The organism is Nocardioides sp. NPDC004968 (assembly GCF_040608935.1).
Taxonomy (GTDB): Bacteria; Actinomycetota; Actinomycetes; order Propionibacteriales; family Nocardioidaceae; genus Nocardioides.
Genome location: NZ_JBEXJF010000054.1, coordinates 1 through 20,863, shown reverse-complemented (window position 1 = coordinate 20,863; position 20,863 = coordinate 1). Strand labels below are relative to the sequence as shown.

Sequence of the window (20,863 nt, the reverse complement as noted above, 5' to 3'; positions counted from 1 at the left end):
CCCCGGCTACGCGCGGAAGGGGCCGCTGATCTCGTAGGTGATGCCGCCGCTGGACGAGCCGCTCGTGCCTCGCTGGGAGGAGAAGTACATGCGGTTGCCGGCCGGGTTGAACGCCACGCCGCACAGCTCCGACGAGCTCTGCCCGGTTACGCGGAGGAACGGGGCCACGACGTCGTCGGGCGTGATGATGCAGATCTCCATGTTGCCGCCGTCCTCGGCGACGTAGAGGTCTCCTGCCCCGGCGCCGGTGAGGTTGTCGACGCCGGTGAGCGGTGGGTTGCTGGTCAGGTTGTCGTCGTAGACCACGTCGAGGGTGTTGGCGGCGGCGTTGTAGGCCCACACCTTGTTGTCGCCCTTGGTGGTGAAGTAGCAGATGTCGTTGCGGTAGTAGGCGCCTTCGCCGCCGTTGAACAGCTTCATGTTCGACACCTGGTCGCGCGTGGGCGTGGGTGAGCCGTCGGGGTCGGGGACATCGGCCCAGGTGAGGCTCGTGGTGAGCACCTGCAGCTTCCCGGCGGACAGGTCTCCCCAGGTGGTCGGGACGAAGCGGTAGAAGCCGCCGTCGCTCTTGTCCTCGGTCTGGTAGACGACCTTGCGGACCGGGTCGCAGGCTGCGGCCTCGTGCGTGAAGCGGCCCATCGCGGCCCGACGGACGGCGGGCTTGACGCCCCACGGGTCGGTCTCCCAGCTGTAGCCCGTGTCGTGCTCCTCGCACGAGATCCAGGTGTTCCACGGCGTCGGTCCACCCGCGCAGTTCCGGGTTGTGTTGCCGAGGATCCGGTAGGCGCTGGTGATGTTCGCGTTGCTGTCGAACTTGAGGGCGCTCGCGCCTCCGCCGCCGCTGCTCATCTCCGAGTTTGAGACGTAGATCCAGCCGGTTCCGTCGGCGAAGCAGACGCCGCCGTCCGGGGCGCTGTGCCAGGTGTACCCGGTGTTCGCGACAGTCCTTGTCGAGCGGGCGACCACCCGGCTGGTGAACCCTGCCGGCAGCATGATTCCGTTGGCATCGGCGCCCAGGAGAGCGCCATAGGGGCTCGGCCCGGTCTTGGCCGGGTAGGCGATGGCGGGACGAGTGACGCTGAACCCGAAGGCGACGGTTCCAGCGCCGACAACGGCGGCACGTAGGAAGTTGCGACGATCCATGGTGGAGTCCTTCTGGAGTCTCGGCAGATGGAAATGTGCCCGACATACGCTAGAGATCCGGACCCTGGTCGAGGCGTCTTCAGGACGAACAATGCTCAACGCAGAGGCGCCGACCGCGGCGGTCACGCCAGTGCTGCGAGCATCTCGTCGGCGGTCCGTCGGCCCGAGCGGACGGCTCCCTCCATGTAGCCGCTCCATTCGGTGGCGTACTCCGCTCCGGCCCAGTGGATCCGTCCGACGGGCTCGCGCAGGATGGGTCCGTAGTTCGTCCAGACACCGGGTCCGAAGCCGGCGCCGTAGCAGCCGCGGGTGAACTCCTCGGCGCTCCAGTCCTTCTCGACGTACGAGATCGGGGTGGCTGCCTCGCTCCCGAAATAGCGGACGAAGCAGTCGATGACGCCGCGGCGGCGCTCGCTTTCGGGAAGGCTCTGCCAACGCCGCGCGTCGCCTGCCTCGACGAAGCCGATCAGGATGCCGACCTCCGCGCCGGGCGGAGAGACGTCGAAGGTGACCTTGACCGGGCCTCGGTCGGTGAACGCCTGGCCGTTGAGCCCCCGCTCGCGCCAGAACGGCTTCGGGTACGCCGCGAAGCACTTCACGACCGTCCCGGCCGGCACGCGCTGGGTGAGCTGGTCGCGGCCGGCGGGAAGGATCGGGTCGTAGTCGAGCCGTCCGGCGAGGGTCGGAGGCAGGGTGACGAGGACGTGTCGCGCCGTGTGGGTCTCGCCATCGCGGGTGATGGCGCTGGCAGTCTCGCCGGTCTGGACGATCCGGGCCACGGGCGACCGGAACCGTACGTCCTGGCCTTCGGCGAGGCGCTGTGAGACCAGCACCGATCCACCGACGACGCGGTCCTTCTGGGCTCCGCTGTCGGTTGAGGCGAGCGTCTCGAGATCGCCGTTGCTGATCGTGTAGAAGAGCGTGTGCAGCAGGGAGAGGTCGGCTGCGTCGGCCGAGTAGAGAGCCTCGGCCAGCACGCGGAAGTAGGAACGACCGGTGGGCGTCCTCAGGTTGCGACGGATCCATGACTCGAAGGTCTGCCCGTCCAGCAGCGCGGCCTTGGGGTGGGCCCACGGCCGCTCGACGTCGACGCTGCGCGCGAGCCTTTCGTAGCGGGCCAGGCCCTGGACGAGGTCGGCCAGGGCGATCGGGTTGAACTTGGGTGTGGCCCCCTTCTGCGGACCGAGCCGGGTCTGCTTGCCGCCGAGTTCGAGGAGCAGCTCGCCGGCGTCGTTCCAGGTCGGGAAGGTCTCCAGGCCCAGCTCGTCGACGAGCCGGTACATCTCGGTGTGGCCCTCGCCGATCCAGGTGCCGCCGAGCTCGATCGGGTGCCCCTCGAGGATCCCGCCCTCGGTGCGACCGCCGACCCGGTCCCTGGCTTCCAGCACCAGCACGGACCTGCCGGCGCCGGTGAGCTCGTCGGCTGCGCTCAGGCCCGCCAGGCCGGCTCCCACCACGACCACGTCCACATCGGGCATCGCGGGAACCTCCGTTCGCGTCGTACGGCTGAATCACGGTACGACGTTCTCGGTGCGGCTGCGGCGGGATCGTTGTGCCTGACGGTCTTTGCCGACATTTGGTGACAGGGTTTGGCCATGAGCGAGGACGCGGTCGACGAGGAGAAGACGAGGCTGCGAGCCCTCGGGATGCGGGTTCAGCAGGGGGCTCGGGACCTGCTCCCGACCACGTCGCTGACGTTGCACGGGGGAGAGGTCGCGGTGGCTGTCGGCCCGCCGGGAGGTGGGCACACGTCGCTGGCTCTGGCGCTCGCCGGGCGGCTCCGGCTGGACGCGGGCAGGGTGGAGCTGGACGGGGACGCGTCGCCTCGGGTCCTGCAGGCCGCGGTGGCGCTGATCGACGTGCCGGGGGTCTCCGAGCCCGACGAGGTGGTGCCGTTCCGCACGATCCTGGGCGAGGAGCTCGCCATGGCGAAGCACAAGCCGAGCGCTGCAGCCATCGACGGCTGGCTGGGGGAGTACGACCTCGCGACCGGCATCACCACGCAGGCGGTCCCGCCCGTGCCGCGCCTGGAGATCCTCGCCCGGATGGCGCTGCTGCGGCCAGGGACCCGCTTCCTCGTCCTCACCTACCCTGAACGCCTCGGCCTGCCGGTCGCACAGTGGCTGGACATCGCCAATGACCTCGCCGGCTCCGAGAGCCGGCCCGGCGTCCTCGTCACCGCGAGTCGTGCGGTCACCATCCCCGCCGGCGTGCGTACGTTCACCATCGGTCCGACGGAGGAAGCATGAACTCGTTGCGTATCGCCCTGACCGAGCTGCGCCGGATCACTGCCGGGCGGCTGGCGAAGCTCGTCATCGTGGCGCTCGTCCTCGTCCCCACGCTCTACGCCGGGCTCTATCTCTACGCCAACCACGATCCGTACGCTCACTTCGACGAGCTCCCGGCGGCGCTCATCGTGGAGGACACCGGGGCCACCACGACCGACGGCACGAAGATCGAGGCCGGGCGCGATGTCGCCGACAAGCTCCTGAAGTCGGGCGACTTCGACTGGTCGGAGACCTCTGCGGCCGAGGCGGAGGAGGGCGTCCGTGAAGGCGACTACTACTTCGCCCTGCGGATCCCGGAGGGGTTCTCCCGGACGCTGACCGGTGCGGAGCGGCTCGACCCGGAGCAGGCGCAGATCCAGGTCATCACCAACGACGCCAACTCCTACCTGTCCACCACGATCGCAACCAACGTCACCGACAAGGTCCGCGACGCCATCGCCAGCGAGGTCTCCGAGCAGGCCGCGGCCAACTTCCTGCTCGGCATCTCCGACCTCCGCTCGGGTCTGGTGAAGGCCGCCGACGGCGCCGCGAAGCTGGAGAAGGGCGCGGTCACGCTGCGCGACGGAGCCGGGAAGCTGGCCACCGGAGCAGGGGACCTCGAGAACGGCCTGAACACCATCGAGGGCAAGGTCACCGACCTGCCCACCAAGACGCGCGAGCTCGCCACCGGCGCCCGCAAGGTCGCCGACGCCAACGACGAGATCGCCGCCACCGGGCAACGGGCCGCGATCGCAGTCGATGACGCCGTCGCCGCCTACGAGTCGAATCGGGACGACCTCGACGCCCGGCTCCAGGCGCAGGGGCTCGATGAGCAGCAACGAGCCGAGGTGCTGGCCATCTACGACCGCGGCTCCGCGCCGCTCGACCGCGTCGACCAGCGTGTCGGCGACGTCTCGGGCCAGCTCGACCAGCTCGCCACCGGTGCGGACCAGGTGGCCGACGGCAACGAGCAGCTGGCCGATGCGATGCCTGATCTCGTCGCCGGGATCTCCTCGGCTGCTGATGGTGCCGGCGAGCTCAGCACCGGAGCGACCAAGCTGCATGACGGTGCCGCCCAGCTCGCCACCGGCGCCGGCGACCTGAAGAAGGGACTGCAGGACGGCGCCGCGCAGGCACCCGCCACCAACGAGGAGCTGCGCGACCGGATCGCCTCGACGATCGCCGACCCGGTCGCCATCGACTCGGTCTCCGAGGCGAAGGCGTCCTCCTACGGAGCCGGGCTGGCGCCGTTCTTCCTCGCACTGGGCGCATGGATCGGCGGGTACGTCCTCTTCCTGCTCGTCCGGCCGATCTCGACCCGCGCGCTGGCCGCCAACCAGACCCCGCTGAGGGTGGCCCTGGGCGGCTGGCTCACCCCGGCGCTCATCGGTGCCGCGCAGATGGCCGTCGTGCTCGTGGTCGTCGGTCTCGCCGTCGACATCACCCCGGTGAACTGGCTCGGCACGTTCGGATTCCTGCTGCTCACCTCCGCGACCTTCATCGCGATCGTGCACATGCTCAACGCGCTCCTCGGCGCGCCGGGCCAGTTCCTCGGCCTGGTCCTGATGGTCGTCCAGCTCGTCACCGCCGGCGGCACGTTCCCCTGGCAGACCATTCCCGAGCCGCTGCACTGGCTCCACCACATACTGCCGATGAGCTACGCCGTCGACGGGCTGCGCCAGCTCATGTACGGCGGGCTCTCCGGGCGGGTCGTCGCCGACGCCCTCGTCCTGACCGCCTTCCTCGTCGGCGCGCTGCTGCTGACCAGCTACGGCGCTCGCCGGCAACGGGTCTGGACGCCCAAGCGGGTGCGTCCGGAGATCGCCTTGTGACGAGCGCGCTGCCGTCTAGGTGATGTCGCGACGCATCGAGACGCGGGTGCCGACGACGGCGAAGAGCAGGCCGTACGCGGCGAGCACCAGCCCGCCCAGCCAGGGGTCGAGGTAGTTCTGGGTGCTGAGCGAGACCTGCGTGAGCGCCGCCGACGCGGATCCGGGAAGGTACGCCGTCCAATCGGAGATGGCTGGAACGGCGGTCAGCATGGGCTCGGCAACGAAGCGGTAGACGAGCAGTCCGACCACGGTGGCCACCTGGTTGCGAAGCAATGCGCCCAGGCCGACACCGACGACGGCGAAGATCGTGACATCGGCGACGACTCCGGCGTATGTGCCCGGGAGCCCGTTGCCGAGGAGGGTGAGGTCGATGTCCTTGGCGCTGAGCCAGGGCCATGCGATGGCGGCGACCACCAGAAGACACACGACCGCGTATCCGGCGCCGACGGTGGCGTAGGTGGCCAACTTGGCAGCGACCACCTTCCGGCGCTGCGGCGTGGTGAGGAAGGTCGCGGTTGCGGTGCGATGGCGGAACTCGCCGGTGATGCCGATCGCCGCCACGACGGCGACGAGGGTGTTGGCGCCGCCCGAGGCAACGGCGAAGAGGGTCTGCTGGCCGGCCGCCGTGTCCAGCGGTGCGGTCAGGGTGTCGGGGTCGTCACTGAATCCGATCAGCAGCGTCACGTAGAGCGCTGTGAGCGCCATCGACGCGAGGAGCAGCCACCACCACAGTCGGGTGGAGCGAAGCTTGTGGACCTCGGCGGCGATCAGGGGTCTCATGATCGGATCTCCTGGTTGGTGGTGAGCTCGAAGAATGCGGTCTCGAGGTCGCCGTGGCTGTCGGCGAGCTCGGTGAGAGTGGCTTGTCGCACCACGCGGCCACGGTGGAGGATGACCACGCGGTCCACCAGTTGCTGCATCTCGGTCAGCACATGGCTGGAGACGAGCACACTCCGCCCGGTGGCGGCGTACTTTCTCAAGAAGCTGCGCAACCAGACGACGCCTGCCGGGTCGAGCCCGTTGGCCGGCTCGTCGAGGATCAGGACAGCGGGATCGCCAAGGAGCGCGGTGGCCAGAGCGAGACGTTGCCGCATGCCCAAGGAGTAGGCGCCGACTCTGCGGTTCCTGGCCTCGCCGAGGCCGACCTCCTCGATCGCCGCTGTTGCGCGTGAGGCAGGCAGGGCCGCGGCCTTCGTGTAGATCAGGAGATGGTCGAGGCCCGTGCGAGAGGGATGGAAACCGGTCGACTCCAAGGCAGCGCCGACGACCTCGAGGGGCGCCGGGAGGTCTCGATACTCGACCCCGCCGATGGTCGCCCGGCCGCGGTCAGCACGTACCAGCCCGAGCAGCATCCGGAGCGTGGTGGTCTTGCCCGCGCCGTTGGGCCCGAGGAAGCCCGTGACCGAGCCGGGCTCCACGGTGAAGCTCACGTCATCGACAGCCGCGACGCCGGAGTAGTGCTTGGTCAACCCGCTGGCCTCGATGCGCGCGGCGGGAACACGCGTCATCGGATCGTTGTGTACTCTCATGTAAACAAAGGTAGATGTATACTTCCAGGTACACAAGTGAAGGAGAGGTGCATGTCCGACGTTTCACCCAAGCGGCTGCCGCGCGCCGAACGCCGCGCCCAGATCCTGGCGGCGGCCACGAGGGCGTTTGCCCGGCATGGGTTCGCGGACACCGGACTCGACGACATAGCTGAAGAAGCCGGGATCACGCGGGTCGTGCTCTATCGCCACTTCGACTCCAAGGCGGAGCTCTATCGGACGATCCTCGATCGGGCGTGTGAGCGGATCGCTGAGCGGGTGGGCACCGATGACTTCGAAGACGATGCGATTCCTGCGTTGCTCGATGCTGCCGCCGAGGACCCGGATGCCTTCCGCCTGCTCTTCCGCTTCGCCAACCGCGAGCGCGAGTTCCGAGACCTGACCGACGCCCTCTCGGACGCCGCGGCGACCGTGGCTCGTACGAACCTTGCCAAGCAGATCCCTGCAGGGCCGTGGTTGGACTGGGCTGCCCAGTTGATTCCGGCGGTGACCACCGACGCGGTCATTGCCTGGCTGGACAACGGCCAGCCGGACCCGGACGTCGCTGCCGGACGAATACGTGCGGCGATCCATGGGATCAGTGCAGCGGCCGCCTACGTCGAAGGCGGCGACACGCCGCGTTGATGGGTTCCGACTCGTCATTCCAATATTCCTTGGAATGACGTAGGGTCGCTTCATGGGCATCTCTGTCATCCCGGTGGTCGATGAAGGGCTGGGCAACTCCGCCTACCTGGTGGATCTGTCCGACGGACGGGCGCTCGTGGTGGATCCGAGCCGTGACCTGCGCGCCATTCGAGCCGAAGCGGACCGCCGCGGCCTGCGGATCGCGTACGCCGCCGACACCCATCTGCACGCCGACTTCCTCAGCGGGGCGGTGCAGCTGGCCGCCGACGCCGGGGCGAGCGTCCTCGCGTCGCGGGCGGGTGACCGGGAGTTCCCGCACCGCGGCCTCTCCGACGGCGACGAGATCGACCTCGGCGGATTGAGACTGCGGGCACTGGCCACGCCGGGCCACACCCACGAGCACACCGCCTTCGAACTGCTCGATGACAACCGGGTCGTCGGCGTGTTCACCGGTGGCTCCCTGATCGTCGGCTCGGCCGCACGTACCGACCTCGTGTCTCCGGAGCGGACCGAGGAGCTCGCCCGCGCTCAGTACAGGTCTCTCCGGCGACTGGCCGAGCTCGCCGACGACGTGGCGGTATGGCCAACCCACGGCGCAGGTTCGTTCTGCTCGGCACCTCCAGGCACCGAGCGGACGTCCACCATCGGCGCCGAACGGGCCACCAACTCCCTGCTTCGCGCGGAGTCCGAGGACGCCTTCGTCCAACAGTTGCTCGACTCCCTCGGCAGCTTCCCGCCGTACTTCCTGACCCTCGGCGAGATCAACCGCCGCGGACCCGACCTCGTCGCGGGCGACTCGCTGCCCGGCTTGTCGCCCGGCGCGGTCGCTCGGCTGCGGGAGACCGGCGCCGAGATCGTCGATGTCCGCTCGGTCCAGGACTTCGCTGCAGCCCATCTGCCGGGTTCGGTGTCGATCCCGCTGCGACCGGCGTTTGTGACCTGGCTCGGATGGCTCCTGCCTGCGGCCAAGCCGGTCGTCATCGTCCGCGACACCGACCAGGACCCGGCCGAGATCCTCTGGCAGGCCCGCAAGATCGGCCATGACCACCTGATCGGTGAGCTCGACGGCGGCATCGGCGCCTGGGAGCAGGGCGGGCGCCCGACCGGTTCCATCCCGCTCGTCAACGCTCGCCACATCGGAAGCGCGAGCGTGCTTGACATCCGGCAGACCAGCGAGTTCGCTGCCGGTCACATCCCTGGCGCTGCGCACGTCGAGCTCGGCGACCTGCCGGACAGGGCAGCGAGCAGCGCCCACGATGGCCCGACCGTCGTGATGTGCGGCCACGGCGAACGCGCCATGGGCGCTGCCAGCCTCCTGGCCCGGGCGGGCCGGCAGGATGTTGCCGTTCTCGTCGGCGGTCCCGACGACTGGGCCGACGCCACCGGGCACCGTCTCGAGGCGGGATCGTGAACCAGGTCGACGCACAGGACCCCCGCGCCCGGCCTCGCCTCGGACTGCGGGCCAACGCCGCCCAGTTCACGCTCCTGGTTGCGATCAACGCACTGGTCGGCGGCATGGTCGGTCAGCAACAGACAGTGCTGCCGCTGCTCGCCGAACGCGAGTTCGGGCTGAGCGGATACGCGTTCATCTTCACGTACGTGATCGCTTTCGGGATCGCGAAGGCCGCCGCGAACTACTTCGCGGGAACCTGGTCTGACCGGTACGGCCGCAAGCCAGTGCTGATCGCCGGATGGCTGGTCGCGATACCGGTGCCCCTGATGCTGATCTGGGCTCCCAGCTGGGGTTGGGTCGTGGTCGCCAACGTGCTGTTGGGCATCAACCAGGGTCTGACGTGGTCGACCACGGTGATCATGAAGATCGACCTCGTCGGCTCCCGGCAACGCGGCCTCGCGATGGGACTCAACGAGGCCGCCGGCTACGGAGCCGTGGCCCTCACCTCACTCGCCGCCGGTTACCTGGCAGCGCACCATGGCCTTCGCCCTGCGCCCTTCCTGCTCGGCCTGTCCTACACCGCGCTCGCGCTCGGGCTCTCGGTCCTCGCCGTCAAGGAGACCCGGGGCCATGCGCATGCGGAAGCCGCCGGTCACGTTCCGCGAGCCGACGGACTTCACGACCACCTCCACGGCGAGCTCAGCAACCGTGAGGTCTTCGTCCAGACCAGCTTCCGGGAGAGGTCGCTGTCCTCGGCGAGCCAGGCCGGACTGGTCAACAACCTCAACTTCGGACTCTCCTGGGGGCTCTTTCCCCTGCTCTTCGCTACGTCGGGCCTGCCCGTAGGTCAGATCGGGGTGCTGTTCGCGCTCTATCCGGCGGTCTGGGGCCTCGGCCAGCTGCTCACCGGAGCGTTGTCCGACCGGTGGGGCCGCAAACACCTGATCAGCATCGGCATGTTCACCCAGGCGACTGCCCTCGCGGTGATCGCCGCCGCCGACACGTTCGCTCCGTGGGCGGCGGGCACCATGCTCCTCGGTGCCGGCACCGCGATGGTCTACCCGACGCTCCTCGCCGTGATCGGGGACGTCGCACACCCGGTCTGGCGTGGACGAGCCGTCGGCATCTACCGGGTCTGGCGCGACCTCGGCTACGCGGTCGGCGCCCTCATGGGCGGCGTGGTCGCCGACCTGTGGAGCCTCCGTGCTGCCGTCTGGGCGGCAGCCGCCATCAGCGCGATCTCCGCCCTCGTCGTCGCCCTCCGGATGTACGAGACCCACCACCGCAGCGCGCGACCCTCCCGGGCCGGCGCCGATGACAGTGAAGGAGCCTCCCGTGGGTGACCGCGCCGCCAAGAACGCCCTGTTCGCCGAGTTCGCCGCAGTCGGCAAGGCCTTGGCCAGCCCCGGGCGCCTCGAGCTCCTCGACCTGCTCGCCCAAGGGCCGCGCAGCGTCGAGGCTCTCGCCGACGCCGCCGACCTCGCCATCAGCACCTGCTCAGCCCATCTGCAGATCCTGCGCGAAGCGGGGCTCGTCGAGACCCGCCGTGACGGCAGGCGGATCTACTACTCCCTCGTCGCCGACGACGTCGCGGGTCTGTGGGACGACCTCAGGCGCGTCGCCCTCCGGCATCGTCCCCACACCGAACGCGCCCGCGCCGCCTACCTGGGCCCCGAGGACACCGAAGCCATCACCACCGAGACGCTCCTCGCTCGCATCGCCGATGGAGAGGTCGTCATCCTCGACGTCAGGCCTGAGCCCGAGTACGCCGGGGGCCACCTCCCGGACGCCCTCCACATCCCCGTCGAGGAGCTCGCCGCCCGCCTCTCCGAGCTCCCGGCCGACCGCGAGATCGTCGCCTACTGCCGTGGCCGGTACTGCGTGCTCGCGCACGATGCCGTACGCCTTCTCCACCAGCGCGGCTTCCGGGCCGGCCGCGCGGTCGACGGAGCACTGGAGTGGCGCATCGCAGGTCTCCTGGAACGCGACGGGGCGGCCTGAGGGGTCTAGCCTGTGAAGATGGGGCCACCGCGTGAGTACGCCGAGGAGTCCGAGCGGCATCCGCAGCTGCCGCCGGGGTCGGAAGAGCGTGTCGCGGGTTACGGGGTGATGGGGCAGACCTTCGAGTCGGGACATGTGCTGGGGCTGCGGCGGTGGACGGCGTCGTCGGTGGGGGAGCAGTTCACCTCGATCTGGCATCGCGAGCCGGACGGGTCCTGGCACTTCTACGAGTCGGCGCAGCCGCAGTTCGCGTGCTCGAGGTGGTTCGGGCACGGCGTCGAGGAGTCTGTGGTCGTTCCGATCGAGGTGACCTGGGACGGGCCCGCGCAGCTGCTCGTGGCAGCCGAGGGGCGCGTGGACTGGCGCCTCACCCTGGCGGCATCGCCGATGACGCGAGTGATGAACGCGATGGGTGGCGGGATGCCGATGGCGGCCTGGCGCTCGACGGCGATGCTCAGGGCGATGGGCGCGATGGCGTCGGCAACGCTCGGGGTCGGCAAGGTCTCCATGACCGGGCTCACGGCGAACGGTCTCCCGTTCGACGCCAACCCGCTCCGGATCTGGCGAGTCGTCGACGCGACGGCAACGATCAACGGCGCGGATGCGGGTCTGCCGGCGCCCCTGCCGCAGCAGGCGCGCCTCGGCGACTTCTGGATCCCTCAGCGCGGCATTTTCGCCATGGGCCGCGTCTTCGTCGACACTCCCGGCTGACCTCGTAGGGGCGATACGACGGAGTCCTGCCTGGCCGCCTTCCTCGTGGGCGCGATGAAGCTGATCAGGTACGGCGTCCGAGCCTGGAGCGGGCGCGCGGCGGCGCCAGCAGGCCTCGATCAACCCGGGCTGCCGTGAGCGCCGGTGGGGTACCCCGCATGCAGACAGCATACAGTTGACAACAGACAAATGATGTCTGATGATTCACGGACTCCATGAAAGAGTTAAGGGGCCGCCGAACCATGCGCATCACGGGCTATCGCACGCTGACGACCGTGCACGACTGGGGTCGTCCCATCGGCGACGTCAACGGCGCTGTCGGATCGGGCAAGACAGTCGTTCCGATCGTCGTGCTCACCACCGACTCGGGACTGGAGGGCATCGGCCTCGGCCACCACCAGGGCCTCGACGTCGTCTTCCCCGCTCTGGAGGGCGAGGACCCGATCGCCGTGCAGGCGCTCTACGACCGGATGCTGTCGTGGGTCTTCAAGTCCGGGCACGGCGGTGCGGTGTTCGGAGCGATCGGAGCACTCGACATGGCGCTGTGGGATCTCAAGGCCAAGGCGGCAGGCCAACCGCTGTGGCGCCTGCTCGGCGGACGCGACCGGATCGTGCCGGCGTACGCCTCCGGCCTGGACGGTCCGTTGACCGACGACGAGCTCGCCGCCCTCCAGACCCGGTTCGCCGACCACGGCTTCACGGCCGTCAAGATCAAGGGCGGGCTCGATGTCGAAGCCGATCTGCGGCGCCTCCACCTCGTCAGCGACGTCTTCCACGACCGGACGGGTGCCGCGCCGGCGCTGATGCTCGACGCCAACGAGTCCTGGTCACGCAAGGAGGCCGTACGCCACATCGGCCGCCTCGAGGAGTCGGTCGACCTCGCCTGGGTCGAGGAGCCGGTGCGCCGGTGGGACGTCGATGGCCTGACTCGCGTCTCCCAGTCGGTGCGTGCGGCCGTCGCGACCGGGGAGAACCTCACCGGGCTCGAGCAGTTCCGGCCGCTGCTGCAGGCCAACGCGGTCGACGTCGTGCAGACCGGCAGCGTCTGGGGGATCAGCCACTTCCTGCGCGTGGCCGCCCTCGCGCTCGCATTCGACCTGCCGGTGAGCCCGGTCGGCTACAACGCCAACCCGATCGCCCACGCAGCCACGGTCGTTCCCAACCACCTCTCGCTGGAGGTGCAGGACCTGCATCTGCCCTTCGGTATCGAGTCCGACCAGGAGATCGAGGACGGGCACCTGGTGCTCGGCGACCTCCCCGGTCTCGGCCTGGTCGTCGACGAGGGGGCGATCGAGCACATGAACGAGGCCGCCGACTGGGGACGCCACGGCGGCCCCCACGTACGTCCGGAGCGGGCCGGTCGCCGGCTCGTCCGCAAACCCTCACTTCGCCCGCGCCCCCAGGGCCCCGCCGCACGCTGACCTGCCCACACGAAAGGACCAGCCAGATGACGTCCCAGACCCCGACCCGCGGCTGTGCCGTGGTGACCGGAGCGGGTGGCTCGCTCGGCCGCGCCAGCGCCGTACGCCTCGGGCAGGAGGGCTTCTCGCTCGCCCTGCTCGACCTGCCGGGTGACGCACTGACCACCACAGCCGCCGAGGTCGAGGCGACCGGAGCTCGGCAGGTCACCCTGCCCGTGGACGTCCGCGACGCCGATGCAGTGATCGCCGCCCTGGAGGAGGCCGAGCGCGAGCTGGGGCCGCTCGAGGTGCTGCTCAACAACGCCGCGATCTATCCGGCCACGCCGTTCCTGGACATCCCGGTCAGCGAGTACGACGACGTGGTGGCGGTCAACCAGCGGGCCTATTTCGTCGCCGCCCAGGCAGCGGCCCGGCTGATGGCGCCGCGGGGGAGTGGCTCGATCGTCAACATCGGCTCGATCACCTTCTCCGGCGGCTGGGACAAGCTCGCCAGCTATGTCTCGACCAAGGGAGCGGCGGTGGCGCTGACCCGTGCGCTCGCGCGCGAGCTCGGCCCTCAGGGCATCCGCGTGAACGCGGTCGCCCCGGGTGCCTTCCCGACCAAGGCCGAGGAGATCCACGAGGATCCCGAGGCCTACACGGCCCACGTGCTGGACCACCAGTCCCTCAATCGGCGCGGCCGGCCCGCCGAGCTGGCGGCGGTGGTCGCCTTCCTGGTCGGGCCCGACGCGTCCTTCATGACCGGGCAGACCCTGAACGTCGACGGCGGATGGAACATGCAATGAGCGATCTCGACAACAAGCTGGACATCTTCGGACACCGACTCACGCCGCGGGAGCTGCGCGAGCGCACCGGCGACACGGAGTCCGTCGCGGGAGTACGCCAGGTCGTCCTCGACAACGGCTCCGAGCGCGGCGTACGTGCGGTGCAGCTGCGTACCTCGGCCGGGCTCGAGCTCGAGGTGCTGGTCGATCGGGCGCTCGACCTCGGCGCGGCCCGGCTGCGGGGTGTCCCCTTCGGGTGGCGCAGCGGCAACGGCTTCCGCCATCCGGGCCTGCACGAGCACCACGACGAAGGCGGTCTGTCCTGGCTGCGCGCCCTCGACGGCCTGCTGGTCTCCGGCGGCCTCGACCACACCCTCTTCGGCGGCGACGTCGACGCGACGGCGTACAACTATCCTCCCAAGAAAACGGTCAACCACGGCCTGCACGGCCGGCTCACCGCGATCCCGGGCCGCCTGCTCGAGGCCGGCGAGGTGTGGGACGGCGACCGTTGCGTGCTGCGGGTGCGGGGCGAGGTCGTCCAGGCGACGTCCTTCGGTGAGCACCTGCGCCTGACCCGCACGATCGAGGCCGACTTCGACGGGCTCGAGATCCGCCTCCACGACGTCGTCGACAACCTCGGCTTCGACCCGACACCTCACATGTTCCTCTACCACCTCAACTTCGGCTGGCCGCTGGTCGATGCGGGCACCGAGTTCGTCGCCGCGATCAGCGAGACCCCGTGGTGCTCGGACTCGGTCGCCGAGCAGGGCGTCTCCTACCGCACCCTCCCCGAGCCGCAGCCCCGGTTCGTCGAGCAGGTCCACGAGCACACTCTCGTCGCCGAGGGCGACGGGCGGCACCGGGTCGCACTGGTCCGCGGCGACGAGACCCTCGGCGTGGAGGTCTCCTGGGACTCCGCCACGATGCCGCACTTCTTCGAGTGGCAGAACCTCCGCAGCGGCCAGTACGCCATCGGGCTGGAGCCCTCGACGCACGCGGTCGCCGGCGACGCCGCCGCCCGCGAGGACCGTTCGATGACCTGGCTCGAGCACGGCGACTCGCGCAGCTACACCACCACGATCCGCGTGCTCGACGGCGCGGAGGACGTCCGGGCCTCCCGCGCCGCGATCCGCGCACTCGGCGACCAGCCCGACTGACCCGCCAACCCACCCAGGCAAGGAAGTCCCGAACCGATGACCACCACACCCCGCATCCTCGAGGGCTACCGCGTCCTCGACTGCTCGATCGCCATGGCCGGCCCGTTCGCCGCTCAGCGGCTGGGTGACCTGGGCGCCGACGTCGTCAAGGTCGAGCCGGTGACCGGCGAGTGGCAGCGCCACGCCGCGGCCGGCGGCGCGCAGGGCAACCAGATCAACGTCTCCTTCCTCTCCCTCAACCGCAACAAGCGCTCCCTGGCCGTCGACCTCAAGGCCGACGCCGGCAAGCAGGTGCTGCTGCGGATGGTCGAGACGGCCGATGTGTTCCTCCAGAACTACCGCCCAGGCGTGGCCGAACGGCTCGGCGTCGACTACGCGACGCTCTCGGCGATCAACCCGCGCCTGGTCTACGTCTCGATGTCCGGCTACGGCGAGGACGGCCCCGACGTCGACCAGCCCGGGCAGGACCTGCTGCTGCAGGCCCGCAGCGGCGCGATGCTCTCGACCGGTCGCCACGGCGAGCCGCCGCAGCCGGCGGGGCAGTACCTCGTCGACGCAGTCACCGCCTCCACCGCGTTCGAGGCTGTTCTGGCGGCGCTGCTGCACCGCGAGCGTACGGGCGAGGGGCAGCTGGTGAAGGTGAACATGCTGGACGCGATCACCACCCTGCAGATGCAGGAGCTGTCGGTGTTCGTGGCCGGCAAGGTGCCCCAGCAGCGCAGCGCGGAGCCGCACGCACACGTCTACATCCGGGCGCCCTACGGCACGTTCAAGACCGCGGACGGCTTCCTCGCCCTCGCCATGCCCGACCTGCCGACGCTGGGCAAGGTCATCGACGAGCCCGCGTTCGCCGAGATGAGCTCGGAGGTGCACGGCTGGAGCCACCGGGACGAGGTCCACCGCCGCACCGCGGACAGGCTGGTGCTGCGTACGACGGCCGAGTGGCTCGACGCCCTCGGTGCCGCCGGCATCTGGTGCGGCCCGGTCCAGGACTACGCGGCCCTGGTCGAGGACCCGCAGATCAAGCACAACGGGACCTTCGTCGAGTACGACCACCCCACCGAGGGCCGGGTCACGACCCCCGGATTCCCGTACGCCTTCTCCCGTACGCCGGCCTCGATCGAGCGGGGCGCTCCCCTGGTCGGGGAGCACACCGGAGAGCTGCTCGCAGAGGCCGGGTTCACCGGCGACGAGATCGCGGTGCTGACCGCCGACGGCGTGGTCGCCGAGACCCGTCCCGAGCAGCCGGTCTGATGACCCCGCCGACCTTCCGCGGCCTGACCTGGGACCACCCGCGCGGCCGGGATGCACTGGTTGCGGCGGCCGAGGCGAGCGACCTGGACCTGACCTGGGACGTCCACCCGCTCAGCGGCTTCGAGTCGACCCCGATCGAGGAGATCGCCGCCGACTACGACCTCGTCGTCCTCGACCATCCCCACCTCGGCGAGGCGCTCGCACGCGGCTGCCTGCAGTCGTTCGACGACCTCGTCGGTCACGAGCAGGTGTCGGCGTGGGCGGCCGCGGCGGTGGGGCCCAGCCTGGCGTCGTACGTCATGGACGGACGGCTGTGGGCGGTTCCTCTCGACGCCGCGACGCAGGTCGCCGCGACGCGCACGGGCCTCGCGGACGTCGCCGTGCCGCGGCTGTGGGCGGAGGTCGTCGCGCTGTCCCGGCGGGCGCCGGTCGCGCTCTCGGTCGCGGGCCCGCACGCGCTCCTGACCTTCGCCTCGGTCTGCGTCGCGCTGGGGGAGGAGCCCGGGGGAGCCGAGCGTTTCGTCTCCGACGAGGTCGGACGGCAGGCACTCGAGCTGATGGTCGACCTGGCCGCGCGGGCGCCGCACCACACCCTGGACCTCGACCCGATCGGCCTGCTCGCCGAGATGACCGAGGGCGACACGATCGCCCACGTGCCGCTCGTCTACGGCTACGTCACCTACGCCGACACCACGCTCGACCGTCCGGTGCGCTTCACCGACGCGCCCACGCTGGCACCCGGAACGCGGCCCGGCTCCACCCTCGGCGGGACCGGCCTGGCCCTCACGACACGGTGCCAGGTCACGCCTGAGCTGCTAGATCACGTGCGCCACCTCATGTCAGCGCCGGTGCAGCAGGACTTCATCCCGGCACACGCCGGCCAGCCGTCCGCACGCGCCGCGTGGACCTCGCCGGCGGTGAACGAGCCGGTGGGCGACTTCTACCGAGGCACTCTGGAGACGGTCGAACGGGCGTGGGTCCGGCCCCGTCATCCGGGCTACGTGACGTTCCAGACCGAGGCCGCCGAGGTCGTGCGTGAGGCCCTGGTCGGCTCGATCAGCACCACCGCCGCCCTCGCTCGGATCGACGACCTCCACCTGGCCACCCTGCCGCACGAACCGCAAGGAGCTGCCCGATGACCGCACCCGAGTCGACCTGCCCGGAGGTGCTGTTCGAGCAGCACGGCCACGTCGGCGTGATCACCCTCAACCGGCCCGCCAAGCTCAATGCCGTCACCCAGGAGATGTCGGATGCGCTCGTCGCGCTGGCGCGCTGGTGCAACGACACCGACGAGATCCGCGTCGTGGTGCTCACCGGCGCCGGCGACCGCGCCTTCTGCGCGGGCTCGGACATCGCCGAGCTCGACAAGTACGCCAGCCCCTGGGCCTTCCGCAACCGGGAGGACTACTGCGACTCGCTCAAGGTGCTGCGTAAGCCGATCATCGCCGCCGTCAACGGGTACGCCCTCGGCGGCGGCCTGGAGACCGCGTTGATCTGCGACATCCGGCTGGTTTCGACCACCGCGAAGCTCGCCGCCGCCGAGGTGAAGCTCGGCTGGATCGGCGGCGGCGGAATGTCGGCGCTGCTGGCCCGCTCGATCGGCCCGAGCAACGCGGCGGTGATGCTGATGACCGGGGATCCGATCGACGCGCAGCAGGCACTCGCCTGGGGTCTGGTCAGCGAGGTGCTCGATCCCGACGCCCTCCTGCCGCGAGCCCTCGAGCTCGCCGAGACCATCGCGAGCCGCGCGCCCATTGCGGTCGAGACCGCCAAGGCCAATCTGGCCGCCGCCGCCAACATGCCTCTGGAGCAGGCGGTCACCTACGAGCGCGACATCCAGACCGTCTGCTTCGCGACCGCCGACGCCGCCGAGGGCCGCGCGGCGTTCGCCGAGAAGCGCGCACCCCGATTCGTCCGAGCCTGACCTGAGGACCACCGATGACCGTCACCACCGATTGGGCGCCCGACCTGGCCGCCACCCTGCCCACCGATGGCGCCGTCCCGACGCTCGCGGGGCGTATCTGGGACCCGGAAGCAGGAGGCCCGAGCGTCGTCGTGGTGCGGGACGGCACGGCGTACGACGTGAGCGGGAGGTTCCCGACGGTGCGCGACCTCTGCGAGCAGACCGACCCCGCCGCCGCGGTCGCCGACGTGCCCGGCGAGCCGCTGGCCACGGTGGCCGACCTGCTCGCCAACACACCGCCGGAGGGCCACGACCCCGCCCGTCCCTGGCTGCTCGCGCCGGTCGACCTGCAGGCGGTCAAGGCCGCCGGGGTGACCTTCGTGGTCTCGATGCTGGAGCGGCTCATCGAGGAACGTGCTCGGGGCGAGGCCGACGCCGCGGCCACGGTACGCGCCGAGATCACCGCGGCGATCGGCGGCGGGCTCGACGAGCTGGTCCCCGGCTCGCCGGAGGCGCAGCGGCTCAAGGAGGTGCTGCGCGAGCGCGGCATGTGGAGCCAGTACCTCGAGGTCGGCATCGGACCGGACGCCGAGATCTTCACCAAGGCCCAGCCGCTGTCCGCGGTCGGCACCGCCACCGAGGTCGGGGTGCTGGCCGCGTCGCGCTGGAACAACCCCGAGCCCGAGGTGGCGCTGGTCGTCGCCTCCGACGGCCGGATTGTCGGCGCCACCCTCGGCAACGACGTCAACCTGCGCGACGTCGAGGGCCGCTCGGCGCTCCTGCTGCCCAAGGCCAAGGACAACAACGCCGCCTGCGCCGTCGGCCCGTTCGTACGGCTCTTCGACGACGGCTTCACCCTCGACCATGTGCGCGCGATGACGGTCTCGCTCGAGGTGCGTGGCGAGGACGACTTCGAGATGGTGGGCACCTCGTCGATGCGCGCGATCAGCCGCGATCCCGCGGATCTGGTTCGCCAGCTGATCGGCCCGCACCACCAGTACCCCGACGGCGCTGTGCTGCTGCTCGGCACCATGTTCGCGCCCTCCGACGACCGGGACGAGCCCGGCATGGGGTTCACCCACCACTCGGGCGACGTCGTCCGGATCTCCGCGCCCGAGCTCGGCACCCTCGTCAACCGCGTCAGGTCGAGCGAGGAGTGCGCGCCGTGGGACTTCGGCGTCGCCGACCTGATGCGCAACCTCGCCGGAAGGAAGCTGCTGTGACCGTCCTGTCCTCCCGAAACCCCGCCACCGGCGAGGAGACCCCGACCGGACTGCGAGCCACCACCACCGAGGAGGTCGACCGGGTCGTCACGGAGGCGCAGGCCGCCGTGCCGGCGCTGACAGCGCTGGGTCGCGAGGGGCGTGCCCGCCTGCTCGAGGCGATGGCAGACCGGCTCGAGGAGAGCCGCGCCCGGCTCGTCGAGACCGCGATGTCCGAGACCGGGCTGCCCCGGCCGCGTCTCGAGGGCGAGGTCGGCCGCACCAGCTTCCAGCTGCGCCTCTTCGCCGAGGCCGTCCGGGAGGGCAGCTTCCTCGAGGCCGCGATCGACCACGCCGGCCAGACGCCGCTCGGGCCTGCCCCCGACGTACGCCGCATGCTCGTGCCGCTCGGTCCGGTCGCCGTCTTCGGGGCTAGCAACTTCCCGCTCGCCTTCTCGGTGCCGGGCGGTGACACCGCGTCCGCGGTCGCGGCCGGGTGCCCGGTCGTGGTCAAGGCGCACGAGTCGCACGCGCTGACCTCCCAGCTCGCCTTCGACGCGCTGCGCGCCGCGGTCGAGGACCTCGGGCTGCCGCCCGGGACCGTCGGCCTGGTCCACGGCCGCCAGGCCGGGGCCGACCTGGTCGTCCACCCGCTCATCAGGGCGGTCGGCTTCACGGGCTCGCCCGCCGGTGGCCGGGCGTTGCTCGACCTGGTCAACGCGCGCCCCGAGCCGATCCCGTTCTATGGCGAGCTCGGCAGCCTCAACCCGCTCGTGGTCACCCCCGGCGCCGCGGTGGCTCGCAGTGCAGCCATCGCCGAGGGTCTCGCCGCGTCGATCACCGGGTCGGCCGGGCAGCTGTGCACCAAGCCAGGACTCGTGTTCGTGTCGGCCGGGGAGGCCGGCGACGTGCTGGTCGACGAGCTGGCCGCGATCCTGGCCGGGTCGGTCGCGCAGCCGCTGCTCAACGTCGGCATCGCCGACTCCTACCGCGAGATCCTCGTCCGCCTCGCGACGGCGCCCGGCGTCACCGCCGCCGTGAGGGCGCAGGAGCAGAGCGAGCCCGCCTGGGCCGCCGCGGGACTCCTGGTGACCGGCTCGGCGGGACTCCCGGAGATCCTCGAGGAGTGCTTCGGCCCCGCTGCCGTCGTGGTGAGGTACGCCAACGAGGCCGACCTCGTCGCCGCATTGAGGCAGGTGCCCGGATCGCTCACCGCCTCCATCCACTCCGAGACCGACGAGTCCGTGCTGACCCGGCGACTCGTCGAGGCGGTCGCCCCGATCGCCGGCCGCCTGGTCTTCAACGGCTTCCCCACCGGCGTACGCGTCTCGTGGGCGCAGCACCACGGCGGACCGTGGCCCTCCACCAACACCCTGCACACCTCGGTCGGCGTCACCGCCGTGCGCCGGTTCCTGCGCCCGATGGTGTGGCAGGACGCGCCGCAGGAGCTGTTGCCCGAGGAGCTGCGCGACGAACACACCGGCACACCCCGTCGCGTGGACGGCACGCTGCACGCCTGACCTCAGCCGAGGCGTCAGCCGCGTCGGCCGAGAGGTCAGCCGCGTCGGCCGAGAGGTCAGCCGCGTCGGCCGAGCTGGCAGCGCCCTGCCGGCTCGGCTTCCCGGCGAAGAAGTCCTGGGCCTT

General features: G+C 70.6%; 19 protein-coding genes. 15 read left to right on the top strand and 4 right to left on the bottom strand.

The features are described 5' to 3' along the window. Positions 1-6 precede the first annotated feature (6 nt). Together ABZU72_RS27415 and ABZU72_RS27410 are read right to left on the bottom strand one after the other, a co-directional pair. A complete protein-coding gene (locus ABZU72_RS27415) occupies positions 7-1,143 on the bottom strand; it encodes an alkaline phosphatase PhoX (protein WP_355021937.1) in 1,137 nt (378 codons plus the stop codon). Between the two features lie 122 nt (positions 1,144-1,265). After that, entirely contained in the window at positions 1,266-2,621 is a 1,356-nt protein-coding gene (locus tag ABZU72_RS27410) for a flavin monoamine oxidase family protein (protein WP_355021936.1), read from the bottom strand. Between the two features lie 117 nt (positions 2,622-2,738). Between ABZU72_RS27410 and ABZU72_RS27405 the strand changes: the two genes are divergently transcribed. Together ABZU72_RS27405 and ABZU72_RS27400 are read left to right on the top strand one after the other, a co-directional pair. Then, a complete protein-coding gene (locus ABZU72_RS27405; RefSeq protein WP_355021935.1) occupies positions 2,739-3,392 on the top strand; it encodes a hypothetical protein in 654 nt (217 codons plus the stop codon). Further along, the gene (locus ABZU72_RS27400; RefSeq protein WP_355021934.1) at positions 3,389-5,242 is read left to right on the top strand and encodes a YhgE/Pip domain-containing protein; all 1,854 of its coding nucleotides are present in this window, start codon (positions 3,389-3,391) and stop codon (positions 5,240-5,242) included. Before ABZU72_RS27405 ends, ABZU72_RS27400 begins: the two co-directional genes overlap by 4 nt. 15 nt (positions 5,243-5,257) lie before the next feature. Here the strand turns inward: ABZU72_RS27400 and ABZU72_RS27395 are convergent, their stop codons facing one another. Further along, positions 5,258-6,022 (bottom strand): hypothetical protein, encoded by a 765-nt coding sequence (locus ABZU72_RS27395; protein ID WP_355021933.1) that lies wholly within the window; start codon positions 6,020-6,022, stop codon positions 5,258-5,260. Further along, a complete protein-coding gene (locus ABZU72_RS27390) occupies positions 6,019-6,771 on the bottom strand; it encodes an ATP-binding cassette domain-containing protein (protein WP_355021932.1) in 753 nt (250 codons plus the stop codon). Before ABZU72_RS27390 ends, ABZU72_RS27395 begins: the two co-directional genes overlap by 4 nt. 51 nt (positions 6,772-6,822) lie before the next feature. Between ABZU72_RS27390 and ABZU72_RS27385 the strand changes: the two genes are divergently transcribed. The 13 genes from ABZU72_RS27385 (at position 6,823) to ABZU72_RS27325 (ending at position 20,739) form a co-directional block, all read left to right on the top strand. After that, a complete protein-coding gene (locus ABZU72_RS27385; RefSeq protein ID WP_355021931.1) occupies positions 6,823-7,413 on the top strand; it encodes a TetR/AcrR family transcriptional regulator in 591 nt (196 codons plus the stop codon). 52 nt (positions 7,414-7,465) lie between these two features. Then, a complete protein-coding gene (locus tag ABZU72_RS27380; protein WP_355021930.1) occupies positions 7,466-8,824 on the top strand; it encodes an MBL fold metallo-hydrolase in 1,359 nt (452 codons plus the stop codon). Continuing rightward, positions 8,821-10,149, top strand: coding sequence for an MFS transporter (locus ABZU72_RS27375; RefSeq protein ID WP_355021929.1), 1,329 nt, complete (start codon positions 8,821-8,823; stop codon positions 10,147-10,149). The genes ABZU72_RS27380 and ABZU72_RS27375 overlap by 4 nt, the downstream gene beginning before the upstream one ends. Then, positions 10,142-10,807, top strand: a complete 666-nt coding sequence (locus ABZU72_RS27370) for a metalloregulator ArsR/SmtB family transcription factor (RefSeq protein WP_355021928.1) — start codon at positions 10,142-10,144, stop codon at positions 10,805-10,807. The genes ABZU72_RS27375 and ABZU72_RS27370 overlap by 8 nt, the downstream gene beginning before the upstream one ends. Positions 10,808-10,825: 18 nt before the next feature. Further along, positions 10,826-11,518, top strand: coding sequence for a hypothetical protein (locus tag ABZU72_RS27365; RefSeq protein ID WP_355021927.1), 693 nt, complete (start codon positions 10,826-10,828; stop codon positions 11,516-11,518). 242 nt (positions 11,519-11,760) lie between these two features. Continuing rightward, positions 11,761-12,939: a mandelate racemase/muconate lactonizing enzyme family protein gene (locus tag ABZU72_RS27360; RefSeq protein ID WP_355021926.1), complete on the top strand. Its 1,179-nt coding sequence runs from the start codon at positions 11,761-11,763 to the stop codon at positions 12,937-12,939. 26 nt (positions 12,940-12,965) lie between these two features. Continuing rightward, a complete protein-coding gene (locus ABZU72_RS27355; RefSeq protein WP_355021925.1) occupies positions 12,966-13,724 on the top strand; it encodes an SDR family oxidoreductase in 759 nt (252 codons plus the stop codon). Beyond that, the gene (locus ABZU72_RS27350) at positions 13,721-14,860 is read left to right on the top strand and encodes an aldose 1-epimerase family protein (RefSeq protein WP_355021924.1); all 1,140 of its coding nucleotides are present in this window, start codon (positions 13,721-13,723) and stop codon (positions 14,858-14,860) included. Before ABZU72_RS27355 ends, ABZU72_RS27350 begins: the two co-directional genes overlap by 4 nt. Positions 14,861-14,896: 36 nt before the next feature. Further along, the gene (locus tag ABZU72_RS27345; protein WP_355021923.1) at positions 14,897-16,114 is read left to right on the top strand and encodes a CoA transferase; all 1,218 of its coding nucleotides are present in this window, start codon (positions 14,897-14,899) and stop codon (positions 16,112-16,114) included. Beyond that, positions 16,114-17,253 (top strand): hypothetical protein, encoded by a 1,140-nt coding sequence (locus tag ABZU72_RS27340; protein WP_355021922.1) that lies wholly within the window; start codon positions 16,114-16,116, stop codon positions 17,251-17,253. Before ABZU72_RS27345 ends, ABZU72_RS27340 begins: the two co-directional genes overlap by 1 nt. Then, complete coding sequence (locus ABZU72_RS27335; RefSeq protein WP_355021921.1) at positions 17,250-18,038, top strand: enoyl-CoA hydratase/isomerase family protein; 789 nt, start codon at positions 17,250-17,252, stop codon at positions 18,036-18,038. The genes ABZU72_RS27340 and ABZU72_RS27335 overlap by 4 nt, the downstream gene beginning before the upstream one ends. A 14-nt stretch (positions 18,039-18,052) precedes the next feature. Next, positions 18,053-19,240 carry a fumarylacetoacetate hydrolase family protein gene (locus ABZU72_RS27330; protein WP_355021920.1) on the top strand — a complete coding sequence of 396 codons (1,188 nt, stop codon included), beginning with the start codon at positions 18,053-18,055 and terminating at the stop codon, positions 19,238-19,240. Beyond that, positions 19,237-20,739 (top strand): aldehyde dehydrogenase (NADP(+)), encoded by a 1,503-nt coding sequence (locus ABZU72_RS27325; protein WP_355021919.1) that lies wholly within the window; start codon positions 19,237-19,239, stop codon positions 20,737-20,739. The genes ABZU72_RS27330 and ABZU72_RS27325 overlap by 4 nt, the downstream gene beginning before the upstream one ends. Positions 20,740-20,863: the final 124 nt, after the last annotated feature.